Source organism: Pseudofrankia asymbiotica, assembly GCF_001983105.1.
Taxonomy (GTDB): Bacteria; Actinomycetota; Actinomycetes; order Frankiales; family Frankiaceae; genus Pseudofrankia; species Pseudofrankia asymbiotica.
On record NZ_MOMC01000017.1, the window covers coordinates 226,265 to 237,863 of the forward strand.

General features: G+C 70.0%; 9 protein-coding genes. 5 read left to right on the forward strand and 4 right to left on the reverse strand.

Going from position 1 to position 11,599, the window contains the following annotated elements:
- Positions 1-186 precede the first annotated feature (186 nt).
- Positions 187-1,737 carry a GTPase HflX gene (gene hflX / locus BL253_RS10735; RefSeq protein WP_076815952.1) on the forward strand — a complete coding sequence of 517 codons (1,551 nt, stop codon included), beginning with the start codon at positions 187-189 and terminating at the stop codon, positions 1,735-1,737.
- A gap of 105 nt (positions 1,738-1,842) precedes the next feature.
- On the forward strand, positions 1,843-3,141 hold the full coding sequence (locus BL253_RS10740) for a hypothetical protein (RefSeq protein ID WP_076815954.1): 1,299 nt from the start codon (positions 1,843-1,845) through the stop codon (positions 3,139-3,141).
- 63 nt (positions 3,142-3,204) lie between these two features.
- Here the strand turns inward: BL253_RS10740 and lexA are convergent, their stop codons facing one another.
- The gene (gene lexA / locus BL253_RS10745) at positions 3,205-4,053 is read right to left on the reverse strand and encodes a transcriptional repressor LexA (protein ID WP_076815956.1); all 849 of its coding nucleotides are present in this window, start codon (positions 4,051-4,053) and stop codon (positions 3,205-3,207) included.
- A gap of 467 nt (positions 4,054-4,520) precedes the next feature.
- On the opposite strand from lexA, the gene BL253_RS10750 reads away from it, so the two are divergent.
- The 3 genes from BL253_RS10750 (at position 4,521) to BL253_RS10760 (ending at position 8,950) form a co-directional block, all read left to right on the forward strand.
- Complete coding sequence (locus BL253_RS10750) at positions 4,521-4,856, forward strand: hypothetical protein (RefSeq protein ID WP_076815957.1); 336 nt, start codon at positions 4,521-4,523, stop codon at positions 4,854-4,856.
- Between the two features lie 156 nt (positions 4,857-5,012).
- Entirely contained in the window at positions 5,013-5,780 is a 768-nt protein-coding gene (nrdR, locus tag BL253_RS10755) for a transcriptional regulator NrdR (RefSeq protein ID WP_274535200.1), read from the forward strand.
- 131 nt (positions 5,781-5,911) lie between these two features.
- On the forward strand, positions 5,912-8,950 hold the full coding sequence (locus BL253_RS10760) for a vitamin B12-dependent ribonucleotide reductase (RefSeq protein WP_096335967.1): 3,039 nt from the start codon (positions 5,912-5,914) through the stop codon (positions 8,948-8,950).
- Between the two features lie 578 nt (positions 8,951-9,528).
- Here the strand turns inward: BL253_RS10760 and BL253_RS10765 are convergent.
- From BL253_RS10765 to BL253_RS10775, 3 genes are all read right to left on the reverse strand, one after another.
- Positions 9,529-10,761 (reverse strand): type II toxin-antitoxin system HipA family toxin, encoded by a 1,233-nt coding sequence (locus BL253_RS10765; protein WP_076815960.1) that lies wholly within the window; start codon positions 10,759-10,761, stop codon positions 9,529-9,531.
- Positions 10,754-11,035 carry a helix-turn-helix domain-containing protein gene (locus BL253_RS10770; protein ID WP_241834691.1) on the reverse strand — a complete coding sequence of 94 codons (282 nt, stop codon included), beginning with the start codon at positions 11,033-11,035 and terminating at the stop codon, positions 10,754-10,756. Before BL253_RS10770 ends, BL253_RS10765 begins: the two co-directional genes overlap by 8 nt.
- Before the next feature lie 139 nt (positions 11,036-11,174).
- On the reverse strand, positions 11,175-11,599 hold a 425-nt coding region (locus BL253_RS10775; protein ID WP_198946234.1), incomplete at its 5' end, for a transposase.

The window sequence follows — 11,599 nt, forward strand, 5'->3', positions numbered from 1 at the left end:
GCCCCGAGTGCCTGGCCACGAGAGAGGCCGAGAGGAACCTGACGACCGAGACCGGAACACGGAGCACCTTGGTCGCGGGGGAGACGGCACTGGGGCAGGCGGTCCCGAACGCACATCCCGGACAACTAGGCCGACCGGTCACCGCGCGGAATCGAAGCACGGGCCGGTCGTGTTGGAACGGACGGTATGAGTCTTCCCGCTGAATCCGCACTGACCAACCCGGCCCGCCGGCTCAGCTCCCCAGCCGATTCCGCGAACGGGATCGACGAGGGCAGCAGCGCCGCGTGGGGCGACGGGAACACCTCCGAGGCTGTCGTCAACGACGCGAATGGCGCGATCACGCTGCCAGGCCTTGGCTTTTACGATGACGCCGGCGACGAGCTGGCGAACGAGGAACGCGGCGCGCTGCGCCGGATGCCGGGGCTCACCACCGAGCTCACCGACGTCACCGAGGTCGAGTACCGCCAGCTCCGGCTGGAGCAGGTGGTCCTGATCGGCGTGTGGACCGTCGGCACGATCCAGGACGCCACGACCTCGATGGCGGAGCTCGCCCAGCTGGCGGAGACCGCTGGCTCGGTGGTGCTCGACGCGCTCGTCCAGCGCCGGGACAAGCCGGACCCCGCGACCTACGTCGGCTCCGGAAAGGCCAAGGAGCTGGCCGACGTCGTCCGGGCGGCCGGCGCCGACACGGTGATCTGCGACGGCGAGCTCACCCCGGGCCAGCTACGCCAGCTGGAGGACGTCGTCAAGGTCAAGGTCATCGACCGGACGGCGCTCATCCTGGACATCTTCGCCCAGCACGCCACGTCCAAGGAGGGCAAGGCGCAGGTCGAGCTCGCGCAGCTGCAGTACATGCTGCCGCGGCTGCGAGGCTGGGGTGAGTCGATGTCCCGGCAGGCCGCGTCCGGTGGCCGCGCCCCGATCGGTACCCGCGGCCCCGGTGAGACGAAGATCGAGACGGACCGGCGCCGGCTGCGTGCCCGGATCACCCGGCTGCGCCGCGAGCTGCGCGAGATGGAGACCGTCCGCCAGACCAAGCGGTCGTCCCGGCGGCGCGGGGCGGTGCCGTCGGTGGCGATCGCCGGCTACACCAACGCCGGCAAGTCGTCGCTGCTCAACCGGCTGACCGGCGCCGGGGTGCTGGTGGAGGACTCGCTGTTCGCGACCCTGGACCCGACGGTGCGCCGCGCGACGCTGCCCGACGGCCGGGTGTTCACGCTCACCGACACGGTCGGCTTCGTCCGCCACCTGCCGCACCAGATCGTCGAGGCGTTCCGCTCCACGCTCGAGGAGGTCGCCGACGCGGACCTGATCATCCACGTGGTCGACGGCTCGCATCCGGACCCGATCGGGCAGCTCTCGGCCGTGCGCGAGGTGCTGAACGACATCGACGCCGGCGACGTGCCCGAGCTCGTCGTGGTGAACAAGACCGACATCBCCGACAAGACGACGGTCGCGGGTATTAAGCGTCTCGCTCCCGACGCGGTCTGCGTGTCAGCGAGGACGGGCGCGGGCCTGGCCGAGCTGGTGGAGGCCCTGGCCGCTCGGGTGCCGCATCCGCAGGTCGAGGTCGATGTCCTCGTTCCGTACAGCAGGGGGGATCTCGTCGCCCGGATCCACAAGTCCGGCGAGGTCCTCGACCAGGCGCACACCGCGGCGGGCACCGAGCTTCGCGCCCGCGTCTCCGCGGGTCTCGCCGCCGAGCTGGACTCGTTCCGCCAGCGCGTCGACGCCTGAAACCCTGAAACCGGTCCTGTGACGAGGCGCGCCGCGCCTCGTCACAGGACCGGCAGGACAACCTGACGGCATCCCGACTTGCCACGCGGTCGGTAGGTTCTTGACGTGGTCGTGGAGGAATCGGGTACTGCCGACAAACGCGGCTCGCTTGGGCTGGCCGGTGTCATCGGTGCCGTCGCCGGGCTTTCCCTGACCACGCGGTGGGGCGTTGTCCCCATGGTCGTGGCGGCGGCGCTCTGCGGCCTGTCGGTGACGGCCTCGGAGGCGGTCGCGCGGGCGCGGCAACGCCCCGGCCAGATTCCCGCCCTGTGGTCGCGCATCGTGATGAGCGCGGCGATCGCCGCGCCCCTGGCGTGGGCGCTGGGAGCGGTGACCGGGGCCGGGCCGATCGTCGTCGGCCTGGTCATCGGCGGGCTGGCCGGCGCGCTCGGGCTCCGCCCGCAGAAGGTGGCACTCGGCCCGCTGGTGGGTCTCGCCGTCGGTTGCGGGTGCTGGCTGCTCTGGGGCGAGGTCCCGGCCGCGATCGTCGGTGCCGCCGCCGTGCTCGTCTTCCGGACCGCGTCGGCGGGGATCTTCCGCGACCCGCAGGTGGCGATGCTCGCTGAGCGGGTCAGTGCCGAGGACCTGCCGTTCGTGGTTCCACTGGTGGCCAGGACCCGCTATGTCGGGACGGACTATGTGCGTGACCTGGCGGAGGTGCTCGGCGGCGACTACCAGGCCGCCGCGTCCGACATCGGGATCGTCGCCTCACTGGATGACCTGGCGGGCCCGGAGTTCGATCCCGCGGCGGTCGACCCGCTGGTACGCGAGTTCTACGAGCACACGACGCGGTTCACGCTCGACATCGTCCCGCGGTGGCGGCTGTGGGTCCGGCCCGGCTACCTGCTCTACCGCACGCTGCTCGCACGCCCGCTCGGGCAGGCGAACGTGCCCATGAACCAGCGCGAGGCGCAGCGCGGCGTTCGCAGCCGGATCGACACGATCAGCCGCGCGGGTGACGGCGCCGTGAGCGTCCGGGGCTGGATCAGGTCCTACGTCGCCGACGACGAGCCTCTGTTCGTCGGGATCTACACGACCTACCGCCGGGATGACCGGGGCTACGTCAGCGTCGGGTTCCCGCTGCCGCAAGCCAGCTTCACGGCCACCCTGGCGCCGAGCGCGCGGGCCGGCGGGGGACTGGTCCTCTCCAGCCGCGGCGATCTGGAGCAGCCCGGGCACTACCTGACCTACGTGGACGCGGACACGAAGGAGCTGACGGCCGCCGTCGTTCACGGCTTCGCCGAGCAGCTTGATGTCCACGTCCAGGACGGCGAACTGCGGGCCGAACACGAGTTCTGGGTGTTCGGCCTACAGTTCCTCGTCCTGCACTACACGATCCGCCGCAAGGCGGCCGAACCCGACTAGTCGGGTTCGGCCTCAGGCGTCATGACGGGGCTGCCCGAAGGGCCGCGACCGCCACGCCTACCGCTAGACCCGGCGCATGACGGCGACGACGCGGCCCAGGACCGTGGCGTCGTCGCCGGGGATGTCGTGGAAGGCCGGGTTCTCCGGCTGGAGCCAGACGTGGCCGTCGCGGCGGCGCAGCCGCTTGACGGTCGCCTCACCGTCGATCAGCGCGGCGACGATCTCGCCGTTCTCGGCGACCGGCTGCTGGCGGACCGCCACCAGGTCACCGTCGCAGATGGCCGCGTTGATCATCGAATCGCCGACGACACGGAGCAGGAACAGCGTGCCCTCACCGACGATCTCGCGCGGCAGCGGCAGCACGTCCTCGACCGCCTGCTCGGCGAGGATCGGCCCACCAGCGGCGATCCGGCCGACCAGCGGCACGTAGGCCGTCGCCGCCGCCAGCGCGTCCTGCTCATCGACCTCGCGGGCGAGCGCCTCGCCGGCGGGGTCGAGCGTGTGCACCCGCAGCGGGTTCGAGCCGCCCCGCGCCCTGCTCGCGCCGGCCGTCTGGCGAGTCTTCGGGATCGGCCTGACCGGCCGGCCGCCCTCGGGGGTGACCACCTCGATCGCCCGCGGCCGGTTCGGGTCACGGCGCAGCAAACCCTTGTCCTCGAGCATCCTGAGCTGGTGCGCGACGCTGCTGGTGCTGGTCAGGCCCACCGCCTCGCCGATCTCGCGCACGCTCGGCGGGTAGCCGCGCCGCTCGACCGCGTCGCGGATCACCTCGAGCACCTTGCGCTGACGGGGAGTCAGGCCGTCGTCGTCGACGGGACCGTCGGGGAAGGCGCGTACGGTGCCGCCGCTATCCTCATCGCGGCTCGCCGACGGGCGACCGGCCCTGCGCGGACCCCTGCCCTGCGTGGTCATGGCTTCAATTCTCCTCGCCTAGTGGGCCACCCGGAGGCTGTGTCCCCGGGTCACCGGAGTCATGCTGCTGGACCGGGGGCCGGCTCCTCACGGGGTTTCACCTGTGGATAAGGGGAGTCAGGTTGCGCCCGATCGTGTGACGACCGTAGCCCGGCGGCGCGTGAATCTCAAACAGGCGTTCGAGCGTGTCTGCGTGTTCTGCCGGCCTTGTGCGTGTAAGAATCGACCATCAGTTCGAAGCGGCCCTGTCCCCGTCCTGACCCCAGCTACCGGCGAGTGCCGCCGGTCGCCGCTCTATGTAGATCTTGGGCTAACTTTCCGATGGCCCCAGATGTCTGCCGGGGATGACTCCCTCGGTGATCCGTCGACTCGGTTCATCGATGGCTCCCGCCCCGGACTCCCTGACGTTGGTTGAGCTTCGCTTGACGAGCTGTGCCGGGTGACGGCCCGGCCGCTAGGAGGTTGGCGTGACGAACCCGCGTGGGGCCACCCTGGTCCCAGGGCGCCCGGCCGCGCGACAGCCGGACGGCGCCGATGTGATTGCCCTACCCATACCGACATCGCGTCGCCGCCCGGCGAGCGCTGCCCCGCCGCCGGTGCCCAGCCCGCTCGCGCGGGCCGTGGCGGCCGAGCATCCGGTCGTCGGCGCGAGGTCCGGTCGCCGGCGGGCGAGCCGGCAGGCGCCCGCGCTGCGGCTGACCGGCCGCGGCCGGGCCGTGGCCGTGCTCCTGCTCGCTCTCGCCCTCTGGGGTGCCGCCAGCGCTGTCTGGCTGGCCGTCCAGTGGGTGCTTGCCGTCACCTGACCGGCGGCCCCCTTCCAGCCCGAGGCCCGCGCCGACCGTGTGGTCGGCGCGGGCCTCGGGCTGTTCGCATGTGACCGTCCGCCGCTACTCGGTCTCTTCCTTGCCTGGCCGACTGGATCCGACACGCGCGGGGGCATGCTCACGGGCGATCCGGGTATGCGCTACTCTGGCAGCACAACATCTTGTAGTTACACACCTGTAAGTAGTCCACAGCTTGTAGTCGCGAACGGTGGCGTTCCGCGGGAGCTGTGGAAGACCGTTCCGGCGTCGCGTGTCGCGTGTTCGCGGGAGCTTCCCTCGGCCAGGTCGCCATGCCCTGCGTCAGCCGTGCCCTGGAAGCGGGGACGGGGCCGAAGCGTGGACGCGTTCGAGCGCGTGTGTGGTTGTTCCTACAGGGGTCTGTGGAAGGGAGGAGCCGTGCGGTGTCCGTTTTGCCGGCATCCCGACAGCCGAGTGGTGGACAGCCGGGAAGCCGATGAAGGCGCGGCCATCCGGCGGCGCCGGGCATGCCCGTCCTGCGGGCGGCGGTTCACGACCATGGAGGAGGCCTCGCTGCAGGTGCGCAAGCGCAGCGGTGCCGCGGAGCCGTTCAGCAGGGCCAAGGTCGTCGCGGGTGTCCGCAAGGCCTGCCAGGGCCGTCCGGTGAGCGCCGAGGATCTCGCCAGGCTCAGTGAGCGGGTGGAGGACGCGGTTCGTTCGTCCGGCGCCGCCGAGGTCGCGGCCGAGGACGTGGGCCTGGCGATCCTCGGCCCGCTGCGTGAGCTGGACGAGGTCGCATACCTGCGGTTCGCGTCCGTCTACCTGTCGTTCGAGTCGCTTTCTGACTTCGAGCGGGCGATCACCCAACTGCGCGCCGACCAGGCCGGGCAGAACCTGCCGGACGACGTCGTCGCCGTCACCTCACCCGGGTCGCCCAGACCCTAGGCGCCGGAGCGAAACCCTCCGGCTGTATCCGGGCCCCGTGGTCGCCGGCTCTGTTCGGTGTGCCCGCGATCCGACCCGAGACGATTCCCAAAGACGATCAGATCCAAAGACGACCAGCGCTGAGGAGCGTCATGACGGAGACCCGCGGCACGAAGCAGAAGGCCAGCTCCAACGGTAAGGCCGCCTCGACCGCCGGGAAGCCCGCCGCCCCCGCCGTCACCGTCGAGGCGACGCGCAAGGCCGCGACCGTCCCGGACGTGGGCGATGGCCCGGCCGGCGGAGCGGGAGCGGCCGGTGCCGGCAGGACGACCGGCCCGCGGATCGAGCGCCGCAACACCAGGCCGGGTGTGCACCCGTACGACCAGGTGACCTGGGAGAAGCGGGACGTCGTCATGACCAACTGGCGGGACGGCTCGGTCAACTTCGAGCAGCGGGGAGTCGAGTTCCCGGAGTTCTGGTCGATCAACGCGTCGAACATCGTCACCAGCAAGTACTTCCGCGGCGCGGTCGGCTCCCCGCGGCGTGAGTCGTCGCTGCGCCAACTGATCGACCGGGTCGTCGGGTCATACGGGAAGGCCGGCCGCGAGAACGGCTACTTCGCCTCCGACGAGGACGCGGRGATCTTCGAGCACGAGCTCACCCACATGCTCCTGCACCAGATGTTCAGCTTCAACAGCCCCGTCTGGTTCAACGTCGGAACGCCCGCGCCCCAACAGGTCTCGGCGTGTTTCATTCTCGCGGTCGACGACAACATGGACGCGATCCTGAACTGGTACCGCGAGGAAGGGCTCATCTTCAAGGGCGGGTCGGGCTCGGGGCTGAACCTGTCGCGGATCCGGTCGTCGAAGGAACTGCTGTCCTCCGGCGGGACGGCCTCCGGGCCAGTCAGCTTCATGCGCGGCGCGGACGCGTCAGCCGGAACCATCAAGTCGGGCGGGGCGACCCGTCKGGCAGCGAAGATGGTGATCCTGGACGTCGACCACCCCGACATCGTCGAGTTCGTCGAGACGAAGGCCCGCGAGGAAGACAAGATCCGCGCGCTGCGTGACGCCGGGTTCGACATGGACCTGGGCGGCAAGGACATCGTGTCCGTGCAGTACCAGAACGCGAACAACTCGGTGCGGGTGACGGACGACTTCATGCGCGCCGTCGAGTCCGGCGGCACGTTCGACCTGCGCGCGCGGCTGGACGGCCGGGTCCTCGAGTCCGTGGACGCGGGCGCGCTGATGCGAAAAATCGCCAAGGCCGCCTGGGAGTGCGCGGACCCCGGAATCCAGTACGACGGCACCATCAACGACTGGCACACCACGCCGGACGCCGGCCGGATCTCGGGCAGTAATCCGTGTAGCGAGTACATGCACCTGGACAACTCCAGCTGCAACCTGGCGTCGCTGAACCTGATGCGTTTCCTGCGCGCGGACCGGACCTTCGACGTCGAGGGGTTCGTCCACGCCGTCGAGCTGATCATCACCGCGATGGACATCTCGATCTGCTTCGCGGACTTCCCGACGCCGGAGATCACCGCGGTCACCCGGGCCTACCGCCAGCTGGGCATCGGCTACGCGAACCTGGGCGCCCTGCTCATGGCCAGCGGCCGCGCGTACGACTCGGAGGGCGGCCRCACGCTCGCCGCCGCGATCACCTCACTGATGACCGCCACGGCCTACCGCCGCTCCGCCGAGCTCGCGGGTGTCGTCGGCCCGTACAACGGCTACGCCAGGGACATCGACGGCCACCGCCGGGTGATGCGCAAGCACGCCGCCGCCAACGACGCGGTGCGTTCCGGGCATTCCGAGGACGCGCGAATTCTCGCCGTGGCGTCGAAGGAATGGGAGAAGTGCCTGGCGATCGGTGAGCGCAACGGCTGGCGCAACGCGCAGGCCAGCCTGCTCGCCCCGACCGGCACGATCGGCCTGGCGATGGACTGCGACACGACCGGCATCGAGCCGGACCTTGCCCTGGTGAAGATGAAGAAGCTGGTCGGCGGCGCCAGCATGAAGATCGTCAACCAGACGGTGCCGGCCGCGCTGCGGGCACTGGGCTACGCGGAGGAGACGGTCGAGGCGATCGTCGAGTTCATCGCCGAGCACGGCCACGTCGTCGACGCGCCCGGCCTGCGCCCCGAGCACTACGAGGTGTTCGACTGCGCGATCGGCGAGCGGGCGATCGCCCCGATGGGCCATGTGCGGATGATGGCGGCGGTGCAGCCCTTCCTGTCGGGGGCGATCTCGAAGACGGTGAACATGCCCGAGTCGGCCACGGTCGACGAGGTCGAGGAGATCTACCTGGAGGGCTGGCGGCTCGGCCTGAAGGCCCTGGCGATCTACCGGGACAACTGCAAGGTCGGCCAGCCGCTGACCGACGTCCGGGGCGCGAAGCGGTCGGCGGACGAGGCGAAGGCGATCGCCGAGGCCGTCGCCGGCACGCTCGGGGGCACCCTCGCGACCGTTCCCGCCGACCACCGGCCCGTGCGGCGGCGGCTGCCGAAGATCCGGCCGTCGCAGACGGTGTCGTTCTCGGTAGGCGGGGCCGAGGGATACATGACGGCCGGCTCCTACCCGGACAACGGCCTCGGCGAGATCTTCGTCAAGATGTCGAAGCAGGGCTCGACGCTCGCCGGTGTGATGGACGCGTTCTCGATCGCGATCTCGATCGCGCTGCAGTACGGCGTGCCGCTGGAGACCTACGTCTCGAAGTTCATCAACATGCGGTTCGAGCCGGCCGGCATGACCGACGACCCGGACGTCCGGATCGCCCAGTCGGTGCTGGACTACCTGTTCCGCAGGCTCGCGCTGGACTACCTCTCGGAGGAGCAGCGCGCCGAGCTCGGCATCCTGTCGGCCTCCGAGCGCACCCGCCAGGTCTCCGCCCAGTACGGCGGGCCCGCCGCCCCCACCGACGAGGACCTGACCGCGCCGACCACACCGGCGGCCTCGGCGGCCGGCACCGCCGAGACGGCCACGCCCGCCAGCCCGGCCGGTTCGGCGGCGGCGCGCGCGCACGGGCCGGAGTACGTCGAGCTGGAGCTGCGCGCCGCCGCGCCGGGCCAGTCTCTGCTCGCGCAGACGGCGGTCGACGCCCCGCTCTGCTTCACCTGCGGCGTGACGATGCGCCCGGCCGGCAGCTGCTACGTCTGCGAACAGTGCGGCTCCACCAGCGGCTGCAGCTGAGCCCTCCAAGAACTAACTCCCCAGGTCGGGTGGGGGTGCGGTCGCCAGGCCGCACCCCACCCGGGCAGCGTCCGCCTGGCTGGATCTCTAGAACTCCGATGACCCGGCCGCCTGGCGCGGCGGGTCAGTTCCTCGCCAGCTGAAACGCTCAGTGGGGTCAGGTGCCTTGCCTGAACGAGGTGTTGATGGCTGCCCGCAGCTGAAGCCAGGTGGGGTCCGAGGACGCCGCGGTCGTGACCGCGTCGAGGTTCGCCGGTTCCCAGAGGCTCGTACCGTCCCCGTACGGACGAGATGCTCTTCCAGCTCCCCGCCGGTCGTGCGTGGCGCCCGCCCGCGCCATGATCGCGAGTGCCTGGACCGTGGGTCGAGGAATATCGCAGGTCACGAATGTGTGCCTTCCGCCAGCATAGGCGCGTGGTTCCGAGAAGAAAGACCAGATCGGTCAGGGTGCGACGTGAGGCCGCGTCCCGCCCGGGGAGCCGATCGGGAACGCTCCTGTTGCACTCGTTGCGACCGCCGGCCATTCGGCCATAGCTGGGCGAGGTCGGTCGCCGCTGGGCGCACGGGTCCACTGCTGGTCACATGCCGGCGATCGTGCGTCCCGATAGCAGGTTGGACGTGAACCGGGTGATGTCCTTGTCAAGGTCGGGTTGCGCCTCCGGGTGAGGGCTCTGGGTTCTCGCCAGGTCGAGCACCGTTGTCAGCGTTTCCTCGGCGAGTTCTGCCGCGTAGGCCAGCCCCCAGGCGTGGCCTTCCCTGGTGAGGTGTTCGAGGGTGAGGGCTGCATGGTGGTACTCCCCGGCGACGGCTAGGGCGACCTCCCCGTCGTTGGGCAGGTGCGCCTGGGGGACGAGGTCGTAGGCGGGACTGAGGGTCATCGATCCGTCGGGACGGTGCATGACCGAGATGTTTTTCGCGTGTAGGTCGAGGTTGCCGATGGCGACAGAGACGGCGACGAGGGTGAACAGGCGTCGGAGCGAGTCGTCGTCGCCGGCGTTCGAGAAGACGCGGGCGATGCGTTCGAGGCTGACCCGGCCGCCGTACTTCTGGTACTTCTGGTTGCCGGTGGTGCCGAGGACCTGGTTGAAATCCTCCTGGTGGATGCGTCCCTGGGGGGCGGCGGGGGAGCGGTCGTAGCGTTCGATGACCAGGGCGGCCGTGCGCTCGAACTCCTCGATCCACGTCGAGTATGTGGTCAGCCCGACGGCCCGGGCGATGCGGGCGCCGAACTCCTCGTCGTAGATCGTGGTCGGGTAGTCACGCGATCGCGGCTTGAGGATGTGGGTCGATGGCCAACCGTCGATCACCCGGTTCCAGCCATCGTCGGTCCGGGCGAGCACGATCTTGTCCTGGACGCCGGCGAGCGAGGTCTTGCCGGTGGCGGGCTTGTTGCCGAGTGGGTCGCGTTGGACGTGGGTGAGCATGTCGGCGACACCTTCGGCGGAAAGCGGCTCGAGCGCGGGCTGCTTCGGTTCACCAGGGACGTCCGGGTCCCAGATCTGGAGTGCTCCGGCAACGTCGCGGCCGTACCAGCGGAGCAGGCCGATGACGTCGAGTTCGGAGACTCCGGCCTGCTGCGCGAGGCGGGAGAGCATCCGAGCCTCGGGGAGCAGCTCACGGAAGAAGTTCTGTCGCCGGTCCTTGCGCGCCCGGGTCTGCACCGCGGTGAGCGGGATCGCCGCCGACAGGATGGAGCTGTCGATGCCGAAGGCAGTGACCGCCGCGGGATCGGTGACGAAGTCGAAGGTGCGCCACGGGCCGGTGAGCACGCCCACCTGGGTTCCGTACAGTTCGACAACCAGGTCAGCCATGGTCCTCACCCGGTGGCGTGATCGTCGCGGTCAGTTCCATACCGGTCGCCCTCATCGCCGCGAAGAGGCGATCCATCAGGAGAGAGGGCTTGCCCGCCTCCAACTCCCAGATATACCTCTGCGTCGTCCCCAGCCTGCGGGCGAGTTCAYGCTGGCTGAGCCCTGAGAGCAGACGCGCCTGCTGCAGGATGCGCCCCAAGGACTCGGCGCTCGTGACCTTCCCGGTGTACGCCATGCCGACCTCGCTGACTCCGATATCCTCGTCACGCTCCATGACTACTATAATGTAGTCGGGTGCTGTGACGTCGATATGGTAGTCATGATCTGGCCGTGGTCCGGGTTGGCACCCTGTCGGCGGCGGCCGTGGCGCCATGATCGCGATCGCGGGTGGAGGGATTACTGGCTCTTCGAGGTTAGGCGGGGTTGAGGCATCCGCGGGCTCGGCGGGTGGTTGCGCAGCGTGTGCGTAGGCGCTGGTTGGTGGGGTTGCGGTATCCGTAGGCGTTGCGGGCGTCGAGTTTGACGACCCGGTTGTAGCCTTCACTGGCCGCGTTGGTGATCTTTGTGTGGAGGAACGCCTCGATGCATGGCCACCAGGTGCTGATCGTGGTGGCGAGGCGTTCGAGCTCGGGGATGCCGGCGCTGGCGCACCAGGTGTAGAACTTCGTGAGCCGGTGGGCGATCACGGTGCGGTCGGGGTGGGTACCGGCGAGCGCGAACAGCGCGCGGAGTTCTTCCTTCGCGATCCAGGCGGCCAGGATCGTCAGGCCGGGTTCGCCGAGGTCGGTCAGGGTGTTCCACAGTTTCGCGAGTTGGCGGTCGGTGAGGTTCTCCCGGT

What these genes read in the sequence shown, in the direction of transcription:
- lexA (WP_076815956.1), bottom strand. Translation starts at nt 4,053, where the DNA reads ATGACCACGCAGGGCAGGGGTCCGCGCAGGGCCGGTCGCCCGTCGGCG.
- nrdR (WP_274535200.1), top strand. Translation starts at nt 5,013, where the DNA reads ATGCGCTACTCTGGCAGCACAACATCTTGTAGTTACACACCTGTAAGT.
- BL253_RS10765 (WP_076815960.1), bottom strand. Translation starts at nt 10,761, where the DNA reads ATGGCTGACCTGGTTGTCGAACTGTACGGAACCCAGGTGGGCGTGCTC.